The organism is Streptomyces sp. NPDC046759 (genome assembly GCF_040645475.1).
GTDB lineage: Bacteria > Actinomycetota > Actinomycetes > Streptomycetales > Streptomycetaceae > Streptomyces.
Genome location: NZ_JBEYYJ010000006.1, coordinates 19,666 through 40,179 on the forward strand (window position 1 = coordinate 19,666; position 20,514 = coordinate 40,179).

Here is a 20,514-nt window from a genome sequence, read left to right on the forward strand (position 1 = left end):
GGCGCGAGAGCCGGAGCCCCTGAACCCATGGGGACACACCAGCCCGAGGAGCGCCCCGACATGAGCCTGACCCTGAGGACCATCAGCCGCGAGCAACATCTGGCCTACATCCAGAGCCTGCCGGCGGCGAGCCACATGCAGGTTCCGGCCTGGGCTGATGTGAAGGCGGAGTGGCGTTCGGAGAACCTCGGCTGGTTCGACGAGCGCACGGGCGAGATGGTCGGTGCGGGCCTGGTTCTGTACCGCCAGCTCCCCAAGATCAAGCGCTACCTCGCCTATCTCCCCGAAGGTCCGGTCATCAACTGGTTCGCACCGAACCTGGACGACTGGATCCAGCCGATGCTGGCGCACCTGAAGCAGCAGGGCGCCTTCTCCGTGAAGATGGGCCCGCCGGTGATCATCCGGCGCTGGAGCGCCGAGACCATCAAGAAGGGCATCCAGGACCAGGACGTCAAGCGTCTGCGCGACATGGAGGCCGACTTCATCGAGCCGCGCGCCTTCGAGGTGGCCGACAAGCTGCGCCGTATGGGCTGGCAGCAGGGCGAGGACGGCGGTGCCGGCTTCGGTGACGTGCAGCCGCGCTATGTCTTCCAGGTGCCGCTGGCCAACCGCTCTCTGGAAGAGGTCCACAAGAACTTCAACCAGCTGTGGCGCCGCAACATCAAGAAGGCCGAGAAGGCCGGCGTCGAGGTGGTCCAGGGCGGCTACCAGGACCTGGCCGAGTGGCAGCGGCTGTACGAGATCACCGCTGTGCGCGATCACTTCCGGCCCCGCCCGCTGTCGTACTTCCAGCGCATGTGGACGGCCCTCAACACCGAGGACCCGAACCGGATGCGGCTGTACTTCGCACGCCACAACGGTGTGAACCTGTCCGCGGCGACGATGCTGATCGTCGGCGGACACGTCTGGTACTCCTACGGCGCCTCCGACAACATCGGCCGTGAGGTCCGGCCCTCGAACGCGATGCAGTGGCGGATGCTGCGCGACGCCTACGCGATGGGCGCCACCGTCTACGACCTGCGCGGCATCTCCGACTCGCTGGACGAGACGGACCACCTGTTCGGCCTGATCCAGTTCAAGGTCGGCACCGGCGGCCAGGCCGCCGAGTACCTCGGCGAGTGGGACTTCCCGCTGAACAAGCTGCTCCACAAGGCGCTCGACATCTACATGTCGCGTCGGTGAGCCGCGGGCGTTTGATTCCATAGGCTTCACAGCGTTCACCCCTCTGCTCCACCGCAGCCACGAAGAAAGGTTCCGGGTCCGGCCATGGCGCTCACGCTCTACGTCGACACCGCGCGCTGGCGGGCGCACCACAAGCACGTGCACGAGCAGTTCCCGGGTCTCGTCCCGGTCTGCAAGGGCAACGGCTACGGCTTCGGGCACGAGCGGCTGGCCGAGGAGGCCACCCGGCTGGGCGCGGACCTGCTCGCCGTCGGCACGACGTACGAGGCCGCGCGCATCAAGGACTTCTTCGGCGGTGACCTGCTGGTGCTGACGCCGTACCGGCGCGGTGAGGAGCCCGTGCCGCTGCCGGACCGCGTGGTGCGCTCGGTGTCGTCGATAGACGGCGTGTACGGCCTCGTCGGCGCGCGCGTCGTCATCGAGGTGATGTCCTCGATGAAACGCCACGGCATCAGCGAGCAGGATCTGCCCCAGCTGCACCAGGCCATAGAGAACGTCCGGCTGGAAGGCTTCGCCATCCATCTGCCGCTGGACCGCACCGACAGCTCGGACGCCGTCGAGGAGGTCATCGGCTGGATGGACCGGCTGCGTGCGGCCCGGCTGCCGCTGCACACGATGTTCGTCAGCCACCTCAAGGCGGACGAACTGGCCCGGCTGCAGCAGCAGTTCCCGCAGACCCGGTTCCGCGCCCGTATCGGCACCAGGCTGTGGCTGGGGGACCACGAGGCCACCGAGTACCGCGGTGCCGTCCTGGACGTCACGCGCGTGGCCAAGGGCGACCGGTTCGGCTACCGGCAGCAGAAGGCGGCTTCCGACGGCTACCTGGTGGTCGTGGCGGGCGGCACGTCGCACGGGGTGGGCCTGGAGGCCCCGAAGGCCCTGCACGGCGTCATGCCGCGCGCCAAGGGCGTCGCACGGGCCGGCCTCGCCACGGTCAACCGGAACCTTTCCCCGTTCGTCTGGGGCGGCAAGCAGCGCTGGTTCGCCGAACCGCCGCACATGCAGGTGTCGATCCTGTTCGTCCCGTCGGACGCCCCGGAGCCGAAGGTCGGCGACGAGCTGGTGGCCCATCTGCGACACACCACCACGCAGTTCGACCGGCTCGTGGACCGCTGAGCCCCCTCAGGACAGTGTGAAGGCCGTACACGCGTCGCGCGTGTACGGCCTTCCTTCATGGCCGCCCGACGGTGCGTTCGCTCAGAGCGAACGATCCTCCGGGGCCGGGGGGACCGGCCTGCCCCAGTCCACCTGAGGCCCCTCGAAGTGAGCGGCGTGCCGCGGCGGATGCGCCGCCGCGCCGAGCACGAAGACGTCCGGCGCGCCGTCGAGCACCCCGCCCGAGGGGTCGTCGTCGCCCGACCGTCGCACCACGTCCCGGTCCGGCATCAGGATGTCCCGTACGACGACCGCGCACAGGTACAACGTTCCTACCAGGTGCAGCACGATCGTCCATTGATAGCCGTGCGTCGGCAGCCCCTTGTGGGCGTCACCGCTGGTCGTGTAGGCGAGGTACATCCAGATGCCCAGGAAGTACGCCACCTCGCCCGCCTGCCAGATCAGGAAGTCGCGCCACTTGGGCCTGGCGAGCACGGCCAGCGGCACCAGCCACAGGACGTACTGCGGGGAGTAGACCTTGTTGGTGACGATGAAGACCGCCACCAGCAGGAAGGCCAGCTGGGCGAAGCGCGGCCGGCGCGGCGCGGTGAACGCGAGCACGGCGATGCCGAGGAAGCACAGCACCACCAGCACCGTGGCCGCGGTGTTCACGAAGCCGGTGGTGGGCGGACTGGTGGAGTTCTGTACCCAGATCAGCCAGAACGAGCCGAAGTCGATGCCCCGTTCCTGACTGAACGTGTAGAACTTCGACCAGCCCGGAAAGGCGAAGAGCATCACCGGCACGTTCACCACGAGCCAGGCGACCACGGCGCCGGCCACGGCCTGGGCGTACTCGCGCCACTTGCCGGCCCGCCAGCAGAGCACGAGCAGAGGGACGAGCAGGAACACGGGGTAGAGCTTGGCGGCCGTGGCGAGGCCCAGGAGGACACCGAACGCGACGGGACGGCTCCGGGACCACATCAGCATCGCGGCGGCGGTGAGCGCCACCGCCAGCAGGTCCCAGTTGATCGTCGCGGTGAGCACGAAGGCGGGCGCCAGGGCGACCAGCAGGCCGTCCCAGGGCCGCCGGCGGTGCGTACGGGCCACACAGACGGCGATGACGGCCGTGCACACCATCAGCATTCCGGCGTTGACGAACCAGTACCACTGCTCCTGGTGCTGGATGGTGCCGCTGTGCGGGGTCAGCCAGGAAGCCACCTCCATGAAGACACCGGTCAGTACCGGATATTCGAGGTACCCCATGCCCCCGGACATGTCGTCCGGGAGCCTGTCGAAGTACGGCACGAGATGGTCGGCGAATCCACGGCCCTGGTAGAGGTGCGGGATGTCCGAGTAGCAGGCCTTCGTGTACTGGCTACTCGCGCCGAAGAACCAGGCGCTGTGGTAGCAGGGCGCCTTCTGGACCAGGCCGAGGGCGAACATGCCGATGGCCACGAGCGCGACAACCCGTACGGGGGTCCACCAGGAGGTCCCGAGCAGGGCCCGCCTCCCCAGGGGACCGCCGATCAGCTCACTGCCGGCCCGGGCGATCTCGTCCTCGTCGGTGGGGCGCACCGGTTCTGCCGTGGCGGGCCGCACGGGCTCGGGCTCGTGCATGCTCGCGGGCGTCATCTCTGCACTGGGCATGGGGCACATCCTGCCGTACCTGTCTAGGAAAACGCCGAGGGCCGCCACACCTGGTGGGGTGCGGCGGCCCATGTTTCACGTGAAACACCCGCAGCCGGCGAAATGGCCGCCAACCGGTCAGGTTCTGTGGCTAGCCGTTCGGACCTCCGAAGATGGTGCCGTTTCCGTTGCCCCGGGTGTTACCGCCTGGACCGGTCGTGTCCGTGACCGTGGGCGTCGGATCGGTGCCTCCGGTGGTACCGCCCGTGTCCGTGCCACCGATGCCGTTGCCATTGCCGTTGCAGTTATTGCCCCAGCTCCACTGGCAGGTGTCGCTCGATGACGGGGACGGGGACGGCGAGGTGTTGCTGGGCGACGGGCTCGGCGACGGACTCGCCGTCGGGCTCTGAGTGGCCGAGGGAGTCGGTGTAGGACTCGGTTCGGCGTTGAGCACCGTGCCGATGGGCTCCGGAGTCGGGAAACTCATCGCCGGCTCGTTCTGCAGCGCCTGAGCCATGTAGTCGTGCCAGATCTCAGCCGGGAACGACGCACCGTGGATCTTCTCCTGGCCGCCGGTTCCGTACATCTCCAGGAACGTCCGGTTCTTGTTCTTCGCGTTGTCGTCCAGCCGGAACATGCTGATCGCCGTCGACAGCTGCGGGGTGTAGCCGACGAACCACGCGGACTTGTTGCCGTCCGTGGTACCCGTCTTACCGGCGACGTCGCGGCCGGGGAGCTGGGCTTTGGTGCCGGTGCCCTTGTCCACCACGGTTTTGAGCACATCGGTCACGTTGTCGGCGACCTTCGTGGTGAAAGCCTCGGTGGACTTGTCCTGGTGCCTGAAGATCACGCCGTCCTTGTCACTCACCTTGACGACGGAGTAGGGATCCCGCTGCTGCCCCCTTGCCGCGAACGTGGAGTAGGCGGAGGCCATGCGGATGGCACTGGGATCGGACGTACCGATCGAGAAGGACGGGTAATTGGCGCTGGCGAGGCTCCCCTTGAGAATGCCGGCGTCCATGGCACTCTCCTTGACCTTGTCCAGCCCCACGTCCATGCCGAGCTGGACATAGGCGGAGTTGACCGAGTACTGCATCGCCTCGCGAAGGTCGATCTTGTAGTCCGGCGCATGTCCGACGGACTCACCGCCGTCGTTGGTCTGCAGCCACTCGTTGCCGTCCTTGTCGGTCCAGACCTTCCCGTTGTATTCCTTGATCTTGAGCTTGTTCTTGCCGCTGTACAGGCTCTTGGGGGAGGCGACCGTGCGGGCGTCCTGGGGCTGTGACTCCGGACCGTTCGGGTCGCGCACGCCCCACTGCATGGCCGCCGCCAGCACGAACGGCTTGAATGTCGAACCCACCTGGGCGCCGGTCGAGTCGGCGTTGTCGGTGAAGTGCTTCGTGGCGTCCTCACCCCCGTAAATGGCCTTGATGGCACCCGAGGTCGGGTCCACGGAAGCCCCGCCGAACTGGACGTAGGTGTCCGTCTTGGGCCGCTGCTTGGGCTTGATGTTGGCCTTCTGGACGTTCTTCACCGCGGCCTCGAGCGCGTTGACCTTCTTCTTGTCGAAGGTCGTGTAGATCTGGTAGCCGCCCTTCTGCAGATCGTCCGCGGTGACGTGCGAGGCAGGGTTGTTGACCAGGTACGCCTTGGCGAGGTCGACGAGATAGCCGATCTGGCCCCCCAGCTGGCCGTTCGACCGGGGATTCTGGATCTTGGGAAGGGTCGTGTACTTGGCGCGCTCCGCAGCGCTCAGATGGCCGTACTTGACCATCTTGTCGAGAGTGTCCTGCATCTGCGCCAGGGCCCGCTGCCTGTTGGCCTCCGGAGTCGCCGAGGGATCGAGGGAAGTAGCGCCCGCCGGGTCGTAGTAGGTGGCGCCCTTGACCATCGCCGCGAGGAAGGCGCACTCACCCGGGTCCAGCTTCGTCGCGTCCTTGTTGAAGTAAGCCCGGGATGCGGCCTGGAGCCCGTAGGCCCCGCGGCCGAAGTAGGTCGTGTTGAGGTAGCCCTCCATGATCTTGTCCTTGGGGACCTGGGCTCCCACCTTGATCGAGACGAAGATCTCTTTGACCTTCCGGGACAACGTCTGCGCCTGGTCGTTCAGCATCGCGTTCTTGACGTACTGCTGGGTGATGGTCGAACCACCCTGTGTCTGACCACCGCGGGCCATGTTCAGGACGGCACGCGCGATGCCCTTCGGGTCGATGCCGCTGTCCGTCTCGAAGGTCTTGTTCTCCTGCGAGATGACCGCGTAGCGCATCTCCTTGGGGATGCTGGCGTAGTTCATGTTCTGGCGGTTGACCTCACCGCCGGTCGCGACCATGACGGAGCCGTCGGACCAGTAGAAGACGTTGTTCTGCGCCTTGGCGACCGCGGCCTCGTCGGGAACGCTCACCATCGCGTACGCGATGCCCGCCACTGCCACGAGGCTTCCGACGAACGCGATGCAGAGTCCGGTGACGAGCCTCCAGGACGGCATCCATCGGCGCCAGCCGTACCTGTCGGCACGCGGATAGTCGATGATCCGTTTCCCGGAAGGGGGAGCCGCACGGCCCGTACCGCCGCCAGGACCGCGTCGACCACCACGGCCGACGGGCTCGGCCGCTCTGCGGCGGCCTCCTCTCTGAGCGGCGCGCCGCGCCTCGGCGCGGCCACTGTACGGCGATGCATTGCCTCCCGGCCCATAAGGTCCATCTTCGTACGAGTCGGATGTAGACCCGGTGGCGCCTCGCGGTGCCGCACGGCGACCGGAGGACGAGCCGGGCTGACCGCGTCGGGCCGCGGCACGTCCGCCTCCCTGCGGCTGCGGCGGTTTGCGACGGTGCTCGCTCATCGAACGACTACTCCTCGGGCAGGCGCACCCGTGCGCGCCTGGAACGGCGGCTGGTTTCCGGTCCCCCCGAAGTACGGATGCGGTCGCTTCTGCATTCACCCGTACTGCACCGGGGACAACGACGCTCCCCAGGCGTCACTTGGTTCCCGGTGGTCTGCATGCCGCACAGACTACGCACCGCCAAAACCTGCCGAGAGTAGAAGTTCACCTCAAAACAGGCAACTTGCCCCGTACCAATCAGTGATGTGACCCCGTTCACCGCCGTCCCTCTTGTCGCCTGCGGACGGCCGTTCTATCGTCTTGATGTATCGAGTCGATACATCAGCGCGAGATAAAGACGCTGAGAGGTACCGCGAGACCCGCGTGAACGATCATGAGGCCGAGAGGAGGCGACGATGAGCCGGCGTTCCGGCATCCTCGAGTTCGCCGTACTCGGCCTGCTGCGCGAGTCCCCGATGCACGGCTATGAGCTGCGCAAACGACTCAACACGTCCTTGGGTGTGTTCCGGGCGTTCAGCTACGGAACTCTGTATCCCTGTCTCAAGACGCTGGTCGCCAACGGCTGGTTGATCGAGGAGACGGGCAGCGCCCACGAGGACACCGCTCCTCTCGCCGGACGCCGAGCGAAGATCGTGTACCGATTGACGGCAGAAGGCAAGGAGCACTTCGAGCAGCTGCTCTCGCAGACCGGCCCCGACGCGTACGAGGACGAGCATTTCGCTGCGCGCTTCGCCTTCTTCGGGCAGACGTCGCGTGATGTGCGCATGCGCGTGCTGGAGGGCCGGCGCAGCCGTCTCGAGGAGCGCCTGGAGAAGATGCGCGCCTCGCTGACGCGGACGCGGGAGCGCCTCGACGACTACACACTTGAGCTCCAGCGCCACGGGATGGAGTCCGTGGAGCGCGAAGTGCGCTGGCTGAACGAGCTCATCGAGAGCGAGCGGGCCGGGCGGGATCTGAAAGGTTCCGCATCCGGGGAGTCCGCTCAGCAGGACACCACCACTGGATCGACGGGCGGCCTGCCCCGTCGCGGGGACACCCCCCGCACGGATACGCCCGACGACACCGCCACGTGAGACCCACCAGGGCCTCACTCGTACACACAGGGAGCAACCGGAATGGGTTCGGTTCGCGTAGCCGTCGTCGGCGTGGGCAACTGCGCCGCGTCGCTGGTGCAGGGAGTCGAGTACTACAAGGACGCCGACCCGGCGTCCAAGGTCCCCGGCCTGATGCACGTGCAGTTCGGTGACTACCACGTGCGCGACGTGGAGTTCGTCGCCGCCTTCGACGTCGACGCGAAGAAGGTCGGCCTGGACCTCGCGGACGCCATCGGCGCCTCCGAGAACAACACCATCAAGATCTGCGACGTGCCCTCCACCGGTGTCACCGTCCAGCGCGGTCACACCCTCGACGGACTCGGCAAGTACTACCGCCAGACCATCGAGGAGTCCGAGGCCGAGCCGGTCGACGTCGTCCAGGTCCTGAAGGACAAGCAGGTCGACGTCCTGGTCTGCTACCTGCCCGTCGGTTCCGAGGACGCCGCGAAGTTCTACGCGCAGTGCGCCATCGACGCCAAGGTCGCCTTCGTCAACGCCCTCCCGGTCTTCATCGCCGGCACCAAGGAGTGGGCGGACAAGTTCACCGAGGCCGGTGTGCCGATCGTCGGTGACGACATCAAGTCCCAGGTCGGCGCCACCATCACGCACCGCGTCATGGCGAAGCTGTTCGAGGACCGCGGGGTCATCCTCGACCGCACGATGCAGCTGAACGTCGGCGGCAACATGGACTTCAAGAACATGCTCGAGCGCGAGCGCCTGGAGTCCAAGAAGATCTCCAAGACGCAGGCCGTCACCTCCCAGATCCCCGACCGGGACCTCGGCGAGAAGAACGTCCACATCGGCCCGTCCGACTACGTGGCCTGGCTCGACGACCGCAAGTGGGCCTACGTCCGCCTCGAGGGCCGTGCCTTCGGTGACGTTCCGCTGAACCTGGAGTACAAGCTCGAGGTCTGGGACTCCCCGAACTCCGCGGGCGTCATCATCGACGCCCTGCGCGCCGCGAAGATCGCCAAGGACCGCGGCATCGGCGGCCCGATCCTCTCCGCGTCCTCGTACTTCATGAAGTCCCCGCCGGTCCAGTACTTCGACGACGAGGCCCGCGAGAACGTCGAGAAGTTCATCCGCGGCGAGGTCGAGCGCTAAGGCGCTCGAAGGCGATCGCCCGCTTCAGAACGCTCCTGCCAGGGCTGTGAAGGTCCCCGGGTTCCCTGACCCGGGGACCTTCCGCTGTGTGAGGCTGTGCCCCATGCCTGTCGTCCGTGACCTGCGCGTCCTGCTGCGCCTGCGGTACTTCCGCCGCCTGCTGTGCATCCGCCTCCTGTCCCAGGGCGCCGACGGCGTCTACCAGGTAGCGCTCGCCGCGTACGTCGTCTTCTCCCCGGAGAAGCAGACCTCGGCCACCGCCATCGCCTCGGCCATGGCGGTCCTGCTGCTCCCCTATTCCCTGGTCGGCCCGTTCGCGGGCGTCCTGCTGGACCGGTGGCAGCGCCGGCAGGTGTTCGTCCACGGCAATCTCCTGCGCGCCCTGCTGGCCGCGGTCACCGCCGTGCTGATGGTCAGCCAGGTCCCGGACTGGCTCTTCTACGTCTCGGCGCTGTGCGTCACGGCCGTCAACCGCTTCATCCTCGCCGGACTGTCCGCGTCCCTGCCCCGCGTGGTGGACGCCGAGCGTCTGGTGCTCGCCAACTCCCTGTCCCCGACGGCCGGAACGCTCGCCGCGACCGCCGGTGGCGGCCTCGCCTTCGTCGTACGGCTCGTGGCGTCGGGACCCGACGCGGCGGTGATACTCCTCGGTGCCTTCTTCTATCTGTGTGCCGGCCTCACGTCCCTGACCATGCCGCCCGCACTCCTCGGCCCCGACCGACGTCCCGAACGCCCGCACATGACCACCGCCCTCGCCATAACGGCACGCGAGCTCATGGCGGCCGTCCGTCATCTGGCCGCACCCTCGCGCAGGGAAGCCGCCTGGGCGCTGGCCGCGATGACGCTGCTGCGCTTCTGCTACGGCGCACTCCTCGTCCTTCTGCTGATGCTGTGCCGCTACGCCCTGTCCGCCGGTCCCGAGGCCGGGCTCCGGTTGCTCGGACTCGCGCTGACACTGTCGGGTGCGGGGTTCTTCGCGGCGGCCGTGGTGACACCGTGGGCCGCGGGACGTCTCGGTCCCGGACGCTGGATCGCGGTGTGCTCCGGCACCGCCGCCATACTGGAGCCCGTCCTCGGACTCTCGTTCACCACCGGGCCCCTCCTGGTCGCGACCTTCGTCCTGGGGCTCATCACCCAGGGCGCCAAGATCGCCACGGACACCATCGTCCAGGCCTCCGTCGACGACAGCTTCCGCGGCCGGATCTTCTCCGTGTACGACGTGCTCTTCAACGTGGCCTTCGTCGGCGCGGCCGGAGTGGCAGCCCTGGTGCTTCCCCCGGACGGCCGCTCGGCGTTCTTGGTCAGCGCCGTTTCCGTGGCCTACGCGATGATGACTCTCGTCTATCTGAACACTCAGCGAGACGGGGAAGCACCGGTCAACGTCTGACTCACCCGCATTCTGCATGCGCTTGCCGGCGGCGGACTTTCGGAGCGGGAAACAGCGAGGGGCGATGTTTCACGTGAAACATCGCCCCTCGAGCATCCTCGGACCGGGCGGGTGTTTCACGTGAAACATCGTGGATCCGGCCCAGCAGAGATCAGGCCTGCCCGGCCCACCAGTCCTTGAGAGCCGTCACCGCCGCGTCGTGCTCCATCGGGCCGTGCTCGAGACGCAACTCCAGCATGTGCTTGTACGCCTTGCCGACGACGGGGCCAGGGCCGACCCCCAGGATCTCCATGATCTGGTTGCCGTCGAGATCCGGCCGGATGGCGTCCAGCTCCTCCTGCTCCTGCAGCTGGGCGATGCGCTCCTCGAGGCCGTCGTAGGCCCGGGACAGAGCGGCCGCCTTGCGCTTGTTGCGGGTGGTGCAGTCCGAGCGGGTCAGCTTGTGCAGGCGATCCAGCAGCGGGCCGGCGTCACGGACATAGCGGCGCACGGCGGAGTCCGTCCACTCTCCGGTGCCATAGCCGTGGAAGCGCAGGTGAAGTTCCACCAGCCGTGAGACGTCCTTCACCAGCTCGTTGGAGTACTTCAGGGCGGTCATGCGCTTCTTGGTCATCTTGGCGCCGACCACCTCGTGGTGGTGGAACGAGACCCGGCCGTCCTTTTCGAAGCGGCGCGTGCGCGGCTTGCCGATGTCGTGCAGCAGCGCGGCCAGCCGGAGAGTGAGATCGGGCCCCTCCTGCTCCAGAGCGATCGCCTGCTCCAGAACGATCAGCGTGTGCTCGTAGACGTCCTTGTGCCGGTGGTGCTCGTCCCGCTCGAGACGCAGTGCCGGCAGCTCGGGCAGCACATGGGCGGCAAGCCCGGTGTCGACGAGCAGAGCCAGCCCCTCGCGCGGGTGCGTGGAGAGGATCAGCTTGTTCAGCTCGTCCCGGACCCGCTCGGCCGAGACGATCTCGAGGCGTCCGGCCATCTCCGTCATCGCGGTGACGACCTCGGGGGCGACCACGAAGTCCAGCTGGGCGGCGAACCGGGCGGCCCGCATCATCCGGAGCGGATCGTCCGAGAACGACTCCTCGGGCGTACCAGGCGTCCGCAGCACGCGTGCCGCGAGATCCTCCAGGCCTCCGTGCGGGTCGATGAAGTCCTTCTCCGGCAGTGCCACGGCCATCGCGTTGACCGTGAAGTCCCGGCGGACCAGATCCTCCTCGATGGAGTCGCCGTACGACACCTCAGGCTTGCGCGAGGTGCGGTCGTAGGCCTCCGACCGGTAGGTGGTGATCTCGATCTGGTAGCCGCCCTTGTTCGCTCCGACGGTGCCGAAGGCGATGCCGACCTCCCAGACGGCGTCCGCCCAGGGACGCACGATCTTCAATACGTCCTCGGGTCGGGCGTCCGTCGTAAAGTCCAAGTCGTTGCCGAGCCGGCCGAGCAGCGCGTCGCGCACCGACCCGCCGACCAGGGCAAGGGAGAACCCGGCTTCCTGGAATCGGCGAGCGAGATCGTCGGCGACAGGGGCCACCCGCAGCAGCTCGGCGACCGCGCGCTGCTGCGCCTGACTCAGGGCGGAGGGAGTGTCTTCGTTGGGGTTCGGCACAACAGAAGAGGGTACGTGCCCCGGCGACCAGGGGCGCCTCCATTTGAGCGGGGCACTCCCCGCCGGCAGGGCCTGGACAGCTCCCTGCATACCCGTCGCAAGCACTGCCCTCAAGGCGTACGGAAGCTCTCCCCTCGATACTGGATATAGAGGACGGCCCGCCGGTGTTCCCCGATCTTGGGGAGGAGACCGCGGCACTTCCGCTCCGCGCGCATCGTTACCATGCGTGGACGCACATTCCGACGACCACTGACGACGACGAGGGACGGGCGAGCGCGTGGCCGAGGCGGCTGACTTCCAGGGGACCAGTGCCTCACCCGCGCGTCGGTGGCTGCGACGCGCCGGCGCGCTGCTCGCCGGTGCGCCTCTGCTGGCCGGGCTGCTCCAGCTGCCCGCTGCGACGCCCGCTCAGGCCGCCTCCTCGGACACGGTGTCCGTCTCCCTGGACTCACTTACCCCCAGCGCCCCCACGGACGGGGACACACTGACCGTGTCGGGCACGGTGACCAACAACGGCAAGCAGGTCGTCACCGGCGCCCATGTGGGCCTGCGGGTCGGCCCCCTGCTGGACACCCGCTCGGCGATCGACTCCATCGCCCAGCACTCCGACGACCTGCAGGGCACCACCGGCTCCGAGGTCGGCGGCAAGTACGTGGAGAAGTTCGCCAAGCTGACCCCAGGGGTCGCCGAGCACTTCAGCATCTCCGTTCCGGTGAACAAGCTGGATCTCGGCGACGACGGCGTCTACCAGTTCGGTGTCTCCCTTTCCGGTGAGACCGCTGCCCAGCCCTGGGACCAGGTGCTCGGCATCCGGCGGACGTTCCTGCCGTGGCAGCCGTCGGAAGCCGGCACCAAGACGAAGACGACGTACCTGTGGCCGCTGATCTCCACGGTCCACATGACGGCCAAAACGGGGGCCGGTGAGCTCCAGACGCCGGTGTTCCTCGACGACGCCCTGGCCAAGGAGCTCCAGCCAGGCGGCCGGCTGGACCAGATGGTGGACCTGGGCAAGGACCTCGACGTCACCTGGGTGATCGACCCGGACCTGCTGGCCTCGGTGGACGCGATGGCGACCGGCAACTACCGGCTGCCCGGCGACGGGGGCACCACCACGCCCGCTCCGAAGGAGCACCAGACGATCGCCAAGCAGTGGCTGGCGAGACTGCAGAACGCGGTGGCGGGCAAGGAGGTCGTCGCGCTGCCCTTTGCCGATCCGGACCTAGCGTCCCTCGCGCACAACGGCACCAGCGTGACCGGCTCGCTCAGCCACCTGAAGGACGCCACCGACGTCGCCGCCATCACCGTCAAGACCGTGCTCCACGTCACACCCAGCACCGACTTCGCCTGGCCGGTGGAGGGTGCCGTGGATCCGGCGATCATGAAGGTCGCGACCTCTGCCGGAGCCGACCGGGTGATCGCCCGCAGCGACAGCCTCCAGGAGACCGCCGGACTGCCGTACACGCCCTCCGCCGCCCGTCCGGTCGGCGGGGGCACCACGGCGGTGGTTGCGGACGCCCGGCTGTCCACGGCCTTCCAGGGCGACCTGACGAAGGCCGGCCCGGCCACGCTCGCCGTGCAGCGGTTTCTGGCGCAGAGCCTCGAGGTGAACGCACAGACCGACAAGCAGCGCAGCATCGTCGTCGCCCCGCAGCGCATGCCCACGGGAACCCAGGCACAGGCGATGGCCGCGGCACTGAAGGCCCTCCAGGACGGAAACTGGTCGGAGTCCCAGGACCTCGGCGCGGCGGCCAAGGACAAGCCGGACCCGAACGCCACCACGCGTATCCCGTCGGGCTCCGCGTATCCCTCTTCGCTGCGTTCGCAGGAGCTGCCGCGGGCGGCCTTCGAGCAGATCGCACGTACGCAGGACAAGCTCGCCGGCTTCCAGGTGATCCTCTCCGACCAGTCCCGCGTCGTCACGCCGTTCGGGCGGGCCATAAACCGCGAGATGTCCACGTCGTGGCAGGGCAGGAACACGGGGGCGGAGAGCTACCGGAACGGCGTGGAGCGATGGCTCGACGATCTGGCCGATCAGGTCAAGCTGATCGACAAGTCGGAGACCAAGCTCTCCGGCCGCAGCGCCACCATCCCGGTCACCGTCCAGAACAACCTGGTCCAGCCAGTCGGCCATCTGGTCCTGCGCCTCACCTCGACCATGCCGACCCGCCTGAAGATCGGCGGCAAGGCCTACTCCGAGCAGCCGGTCGAGATCTCCGGCGGGCACAGCCAGTCCGTGAAGTTCACCACCTCCGCGAACGCCAACGGCCGCGTCTCGGTGATCGCCCAGCTGTACACCGAGGACGGCCAGAGGTACGGCGACCCCGTCAGCTTCGACGTGAAGGTGACCGAGATCACGCCCACCGTGATGCTGGTCATCGGCGGCGGTGTGCTCCTCCTCGTCCTCGCCGGCTTCCGCATGTACACCCAGCGCAAACGCGCCGCGGCCGGCCAGCCGGAGGACGGCGGTCCCGGCACGTCGGAGGACACTCCGGACGAGCCCGGGAACCCCGACGCCCCCGCAGACCGTCTCCCGGAGAAACCGGAGGAATCCGACCGCGCCTCCGGGGCAGACACCCCGGAGCACCCGAGTGACCCTGCTCCGGACACCGCACCGGAAAGCACCGACCCGTCCGGCACGGGTGAGAGAGTGGACCGTTGAGCGATGTCGTGGCCGTGGGCCAGGGACGATGAGGTGGGGTAAGCATGAACGCGCCGTACGACGGTGATCGCGGCCAGGGCGCGGCCGGCTCGGGCTACCCCGAGACGCCGCCTGAGCCCGGCCAGGTACCGCCGCAGCAAGCAGCGGACATGTACCTCCAGGACGCCTACACCCAGGACCCCTTCCGGGCGCACGACCTGGCGGCCCAGGACCCGGTCGCCGAGGCCCTCTACGACCGCGCCGCGCACCCGCCTCCCCCTCCGGGCAGCTACGAGCAGCAGCAGCCGCTGTACGGACCGCCCGCCCAGTCGCCGTACGCCCCCGACCCGCGCGTGTGGGCGCAGACCCCCGCGCCGGAGCCGGAGGGCGCAACCCCGTACCTGCCGTACGGTGACGACCCCCGCACGACCCAGTTCGTGGGCGTGGACGACCTGGTCACGCACTCCGGCGAGGAGCGCCACGAGCCGGACGCCTTCGCGCACCTCTTCAAGGACCAGCAGCAGAGCGGTGGGCCCGCGCCCATGGACCCGCCGGCCTTCTCCCCGTCGGGTCCCGCTCAGGGCGCCGGCGGGTACGGTCCCGCCGCCCCGTACCCCCCTGCGCCCGGGCAGGGCCCTCAGCAGGGCAATCCGTACGCCGAGCCGTCCCATCCGGCTGCCCCGGGCAACCCGGGGCAGCCGCCGCTACCGGCTCCGGCCGCGGCGCCCGATCCCGGCGGTCCGTTCAAGGACGCGGAACCCGAGGTGGCAGCGGCTTCCGCAGCCTCCGCGGCGCCCGCGAAGAAGGGCGGCAAGGCCGGCGGGCTGCTGAAGTCCAGTGCCGTGATGGCGGCGGGCACGATGGTCTCCCGCCTCACCGGTTTCATCCGATCCGCACTGATCGCCGCCGCCCTGGGCCTCGGCTTCCTCGCCGACTCCTTCCAGGTGGCCTACCAGCTGCCGACGATGATCTACATCCTCACCGTCGGTGGCGGCCTGAACTCGGTCTTCGTGCCGCAGCTGGTGCGGTCCATGAAGGAGGACGAGGACGGTGGCGAGGCCTTCGCCAACCGTCTGCTGACCCTCGTGATGGTGGCGCTGGCCACGCTCACCGGCCTCGCGATGTTCGCCGCGCCGCTCCTGGTACGGGCGCTGTCGCCCACCATCGCCGGCAATCCGTCCGCCAACGAGGTCGCGGTGACCTTCACCCGCTACTTCCTGCCCTCGATCTTCTTCATGGGCATCCATGTGGTGATGGGTCAGATCCTCAACGCGCGCGGGAAGTTCGGCGCGATGATGTGGACGCCGGTGCTGAACAACATCGTCATCATCATCTCGCTGGGCGCGTTCATCTGGGTGTACGGCACCGCCGCCAACTCCCACATGACGGTCACGAGCATCCCGCCGGAGGGCCAGCGCCTGCTCGGTGTCGGGGTGCTGCTCGGCCTGGTCGTCCAGGCCCTGGCGATGATCCCCTACCTGCGTGAGACCGGCTTCCGGATCCGTCTGCGGTTCGACTGGCGTGGGCACGGACTGGGCAAGGCCGCGATGCTCGCCAAGTGGACGGTCCTGTTCGTCCTCGCCAACCAGGCGGGCGCCATGGTGGTCACCCAGCTCTCCACCGCCGCCGGCGAGGGCTCCGGAGTCAAGGGCACCGGCTTCGCCGCCTACGCCAATGCCCAGCTGATCTGGGGTCTGCCCCAGGCGATCATCACGGTGTCCCTCATGGCCGCGCTGCTGCCGCGCATCTCGCGGTCGGCCGCCGAGGGCGACGCCGGTGCCGTGCGCGACGACATCTCCCAGGGCCTGCGTACCACCGCGGTCGCCATCGTGCCCATCGCCTTCGGCTTCCTCTCGCTCGGCATCCCGATGTGCACGCTGATCTTCGGTTCGGCGGGCACGAGCTCGGCCGTCAACATGGGCTACATGCTGATGGCCTTCGGCCTCGGCCTGATCCCGTACTCGGTGCAGTACGTCGTCCTGCGCGCCTTCTACGCCTACGAAGACACCCGCACGCCCTTCTACAACACCGTCATCGTCGCCGCCGTCAACGCGGGCGCCTCGGCGCTCTGCTACTTCCTGCTGCCCGCCCGCTGGGCGGTGGCCGGCATGGCGGCCGCGTACGGCCTCGCCTACGCGATCGGTGTGGGAGTGGCCTGGCGGCGGCTGCGCAAGCGGCTCGGCGGTGATCTGGACGCTGCCCGGGTGCTGCGAACGTACGCGCGCCTGTGCATCGCCTCGGTGCCGGCGGCCCTGCTCAGCGGCGCGGCCTGCTACGGCATCGGGCACACTCTCGGTCAGGGCGTCATCGGTTCCTTCGTCGCGCTGCTCGTCGGCGGTGCCGTTCTTCTCGGCATCTTCTTCGTCGCCGCCCGGAGGATGCGCATCGAGGAACTCAACTCGCTCGTGGGCATGGTCCGCGGGCGTCTGGGCCGCTGAGGCGGGGGTAGGCGCACAACCATCGTCCGCCGTCGTGTGTCGTGCATAGCAGCGGACTGTGGGCACAATTGGTTTCGGCGTCGGACAGCGTGCAACGGATGGGGAGGCAGGGACGACGGTGGCGGAACGGAGCACGGCTGCCGTCGACGTGGCAGACAACAGCGGTGAGCAACCGCTGACCGCCAAGGCGGACCAGTCCACGGCCGACGGGGTGGCCAAGAACCCGGAGCGGGACACGGACAGCGACGAGGCAGTGGGAAGCGGCGGCACCGACGATTCCAGGCAGCAGGTTTCGCCTCCCGAACTGCACAGCGGTCACAAGCTCGCCAGACGCTACCGACTGGAGGAGTGCGTCACCCGTCTGGACGGATTCAGCAGCTGGCGTGCGGTCGACGAAAAACTCCGTCGTGCCGTCGGCGTCCACATCCTGCCCGCGAAGCACGCACGGGCCCGCTCCGTCCTCGCCGCCGCCCGTTCCTCCGCGCTGCTCGGCGATCCCCGTTTCGTCCAGGTCCTCGACGCCGTCGAGGAGGACGACCTCGTCTACGTCGTGCACGAGTGGCTGCCCGACGCCACCGAGCTGACCGCGCTTCTCGCGCTCGGCCCGCTGGAGCCGCACGACGCCTACCAGATGGTCAGTCAGGTCGCCTCGGCCATGGCCGCCGCGCACCGCGAGGGCCTCGCCCACCTCCGGGTCAATCCGAACGCCGTCCTGCGCACCTCGTCCGGACAGTGGCGCATCCGGGGCCTGGCCGTGAACGCCGCCCTGCGCGGCATCAGCTCCGACACCCCGCAGCGCACCGACACCGAGGCGATCGGCGCCCTGCTGTATGCGGCGCTGACCCAGCGCTGGCCGTACGAGAGCGATGCGTACGGCCTCTCCGGGCTCCCCAAGGGTGTCGGCCTCATCGCACCGGACCAGGTGCGCGCCGGTGTTCACCGGGGCCTGTCCGAACTGGCCATGCGCGCCCTCGCCAACGACGGGGCTACCGCCTCCCGTCACGAGGCTGCGTGCACCACGCCGGAAGAGCTGGTGAAGGCGATCGGCGAGATGCCGCGGATCCGCCCGCCGGAGTCGGCGTTCACGGCCCCGCCGGAGTACCAGCGCACGACCTACCAGCAGGGCACGTACGGCCGTCCGGCACCGCACCCCGGTGTCACGCAGCCGATCACGACCCCGCCGCCCCCGCTGCAGAGCCGTACCGGCAAGGCCCTGAAGTGGGCGGTCTCCGCCCTCCTCATCGCCGCCCTCGGCCTCGGCAGCTGGCAGCTGGCGGACGCACTGATGGGGCAGAGCGGAAAGTCCGACGACACCAACAAGAGCCAGCAGACGAACGACGGGGACAAAAGCCCGAAGAAGCCGGCTCCCATCAAGCCGATCGCCGTACAGGGCGCGCGCGACTTCGACCCGTTCAGCGAGGACCACTCCGAAAAGCCCGCTGACGTAGGAAAGGCCTACGACAACAGTCCGTCCACCTACTGGCAGACGGACTTCTATCGCAGCCCGGAGTTCGGAAACCTGAAACCGGGCGTCGGCATCATCCTCGACCTGGGCAAGGTCCAGCAGGTCGGCAAGGCAACCGTCACCTTCCTGGGAGAGACCTCGGTCGAGCTCCGTACCGCAGGCGCGGACGCGGGATCCGAACCCACGCTGTTCGACGCCTACACCAAGGTGGCCAGCGGCTCGGGTACGACGGTGGTGCTCAAGCCCGGCAAGCCCGTCAACACGCGGTACCTCCTGGTGTGGCTGACCAAGCTGCCCTCTGACGGGGCGGGCCAGTGGCGGGGCAGAGTGGCGGACGTCAAGGTGACCAGCTGAGGTCTCCACTCGGGAGGGGTAGATGGCGGAGGGCGCCGGATACGACGGCGTGAGCGACAAGGACCTGCTCGCTCGCCACGTGGAAGGCGACTCCCATGCCTTCGGTGAGATCGTGCGGCGGCATCGGGATCGGCTCTGGGCGGTCGCGCTGCGGACGCTGGGGGACCGCGAGGAGGCCGCAGACGCGGTCCAGGACGCCCTGGTGTCGGCCTACCGTGCTGCGCATACCTTCCGGGGCCAGTCGGCCGTCACGACGTGGCTGCACCGCATCACGGTGAACGCCTGCCTGGACCGTGCCCGCAAGGCAGCCTCGCGGAAGACCTCGCCGGTCGACGACACCGAGCGGCTGGAGCAGCTCCTGGAGCCGCACGAATCGGCCTCGGCACCGGCCGAGCGCAACGATGTGCATCGCCAGCTCCTCGAGGCGCTCGGTACGCTCCCGCACGACCAGCGCGCCGCGTTGGTTCTCGTGGACATGCAGGGCTATCCGGTGGCCGAGGCCGCCCGGATCCTCGAGGTCCCGACGGGCACGGTGAAGAGCCGGTGCGCCCGCGGCAGAGCCCGGCTACTGCCTCTTCTCACCCATCTGCGGCCCGAAGGTTCCGGGAGCGGAAAAGAAACCGACGCGGGACGGAACCGGGTGCAGGGGACATCCGTCCCACCGGCATCGGGGGCTCCGACCGGGGGCCCCGATGACACGGGACCGAGCGATTCAGCCGTAGTGAAGGGCGGAGGTGGGCGAGCGTGACTTCCAGGACGGACACGGCCGGGCACCCGGACGTCGAGGAGATCTCCGACCTCACCGAAGGCCTTCTTCCTCCGAACCGCAGCGCTGACGTACGGCGCCATCTGGCGACATGCGAGCTGTGCGCGGACGTCCGGACCTCGCTGGAGGAGATCCGCGGGCTGCTGGGTTCCGCATCGGAGGCAGAGCGCATGCCCGCCGACGTGGCCGGTCGTATCGATGCCGCCCTTGCCGCCGAAGCACTGCTCAGTGCCTCGGATAAGGGGTTGCCGAGCGCCAGGGTCATCTCGGAGGCCGAACCGGGCGGCGAGCGCGTCGAAGACGGTGACGGCGATGTTTCACGTGAAACATCGCTTCCCTCGGACCGCCCTGCGGGACGTCCGCAGGCAGCGACCGGTCCAGGACGCAAGGAACGCGAGCGAGGGCGGCGGCGCAGGCGTGTGGTTCTGGGAGCCGTCCTTACCGCGGCGATCCTGGGGGCCGGATCGCTGGTGCTGCAGTCGCTCGGCGATCACTCTTCCGACACCGCCGCCCCCGGGAAACAGACAGCTTCCATCGGTCCCTTCTCCGGCGCGAGCGTCCAGAGCCAGGTGAAGGATCTGCTCACCACCAAGAACAAGCCGCAGCGAGGTTCGGGCAGCGAGCAGCCGCGATCGGGCCTTCAGTCGGAGCAGCAAACCTCCCAGGCCCCCCAGGGCGCAAACACGCTGATCCAGACCAGCGTCGCCGTCCCCGACTGCATTCGGGCGGCGCTTCACCAGGGTGATGACGTCCTGGGCGCCAAGAGGGGAACGTACGACGGGAAGTCGGCCTACCTGGTCGTGGTGCCCGATGGCAACGACGGCACACATGTCACGGTCTACATCGTCGACACGGCCTGCATGGGGCAGCAGTCCGGCTCCGCGGGCAGGGTTCTCCTGAAGCACTCCTTCACTCGTCCCTGAGCCTGGCTGGTG

13 protein-coding genes are annotated in these 20,514 nt (G+C 68.5%); 10 read left to right on the plus strand and 3 right to left on the minus strand.

Annotated features, from left to right (window positions below; all coding sequences use genetic code 11):
• Positions 1-60 precede the first annotated feature (60 nt).
• Positions 61-1,182, plus strand: coding sequence for a peptidoglycan bridge formation glycyltransferase FemX (gene femX / locus ABZ919_RS10155; protein WP_361245028.1), 1,122 nt, complete (start codon positions 61-63; stop codon positions 1,180-1,182).
• Between the two features lie 84 nt (positions 1,183-1,266).
• The gene (locus ABZ919_RS10160) at positions 1,267-2,298 is read left to right on the plus strand and encodes an alanine racemase (protein WP_361245031.1); all 1,032 of its coding nucleotides are present in this window, start codon (positions 1,267-1,269) and stop codon (positions 2,296-2,298) included.
• Between the two features lie 81 nt (positions 2,299-2,379).
• On the opposite strand, the gene ABZ919_RS10165 is transcribed toward ABZ919_RS10160, so the two are convergent.
• Both ABZ919_RS10165 and ABZ919_RS10170 read right to left on the minus strand, forming a co-directional pair.
• The gene (locus ABZ919_RS10165) at positions 2,380-3,924 is read right to left on the minus strand and encodes a glycosyltransferase 87 family protein (protein ID WP_361245034.1); all 1,545 of its coding nucleotides are present in this window, start codon (positions 3,922-3,924) and stop codon (positions 2,380-2,382) included.
• A gap of 130 nt (positions 3,925-4,054) precedes the next feature.
• Entirely contained in the window at positions 4,055-6,739 is a 2,685-nt protein-coding gene (locus ABZ919_RS10170; protein WP_361245037.1) for a transglycosylase domain-containing protein, read from the minus strand.
• Between the two features lie 395 nt (positions 6,740-7,134).
• Between ABZ919_RS10170 and ABZ919_RS10175 the strand changes: the two genes are divergently transcribed.
• The 3 genes from ABZ919_RS10175 to ABZ919_RS10185 all read left to right on the plus strand — a co-directional run bounded on the left by ABZ919_RS10175 (position 7,135) and on the right by ABZ919_RS10185 (position 10,324).
• Positions 7,135-7,812: a PadR family transcriptional regulator gene (locus ABZ919_RS10175; protein WP_361245040.1), complete on the plus strand. Its 678-nt coding sequence runs from the start codon at positions 7,135-7,137 to the stop codon at positions 7,810-7,812.
• Between the two features lie 42 nt (positions 7,813-7,854).
• Entirely contained in the window at positions 7,855-8,937 is a 1,083-nt protein-coding gene (locus ABZ919_RS10180; protein ID WP_361245043.1) for an inositol-3-phosphate synthase, read from the plus strand.
• 103 nt (positions 8,938-9,040) lie between these two features.
• Complete coding sequence (locus ABZ919_RS10185) at positions 9,041-10,324, plus strand: MFS transporter (RefSeq protein ID WP_361245046.1); 1,284 nt, start codon at positions 9,041-9,043, stop codon at positions 10,322-10,324.
• A 151-nt stretch (positions 10,325-10,475) separates the two neighbouring features.
• Here the strand turns inward: ABZ919_RS10185 and ABZ919_RS10190 are convergent, their stop codons facing one another.
• Positions 10,476-11,918, minus strand: a complete 1,443-nt coding sequence (locus tag ABZ919_RS10190; RefSeq protein ID WP_361245049.1) for a CCA tRNA nucleotidyltransferase — start codon at positions 11,916-11,918, stop codon at positions 10,476-10,478.
• A gap of 277 nt (positions 11,919-12,195) precedes the next feature.
• Here ABZ919_RS10190 and ABZ919_RS10195 point away from each other — a divergent pair, with 277 nt between their 5' ends.
• The 5 genes from ABZ919_RS10195 to ABZ919_RS10215 all read left to right on the plus strand — a co-directional run bounded on the left by ABZ919_RS10195 (position 12,196) and on the right by ABZ919_RS10215 (position 20,502).
• Entirely contained in the window at positions 12,196-14,577 is a 2,382-nt protein-coding gene (locus ABZ919_RS10195; protein WP_361245052.1) for a DUF6049 family protein, read from the plus strand.
• A gap of 44 nt (positions 14,578-14,621) precedes the next feature.
• Positions 14,622-16,994 (plus strand): murein biosynthesis integral membrane protein MurJ, encoded by a 2,373-nt coding sequence (gene murJ / locus ABZ919_RS10200; RefSeq protein WP_361245055.1) that lies wholly within the window; start codon positions 14,622-14,624, stop codon positions 16,992-16,994.
• A gap of 118 nt (positions 16,995-17,112) precedes the next feature.
• A complete protein-coding gene (locus ABZ919_RS10205; protein ID WP_361245058.1) occupies positions 17,113-18,813 on the plus strand; it encodes a protein kinase family protein in 1,701 nt (566 codons plus the stop codon).
• A gap of 22 nt (positions 18,814-18,835) precedes the next feature.
• Positions 18,836-19,561: an RNA polymerase sigma factor SigM gene (gene sigM, locus ABZ919_RS10210; protein WP_361245060.1), complete on the plus strand. Its 726-nt coding sequence runs from the start codon at positions 18,836-18,838 to the stop codon at positions 19,559-19,561.
• Positions 19,558-20,502 (plus strand): zf-HC2 domain-containing protein, encoded by a 945-nt coding sequence (locus ABZ919_RS10215; RefSeq protein ID WP_361245062.1) that lies wholly within the window; start codon positions 19,558-19,560, stop codon positions 20,500-20,502. The genes sigM and ABZ919_RS10215 overlap by 4 nt, the downstream gene beginning before the upstream one ends.
• The last annotated feature ends 12 nt before the right edge of the window (positions 20,503-20,514 follow it).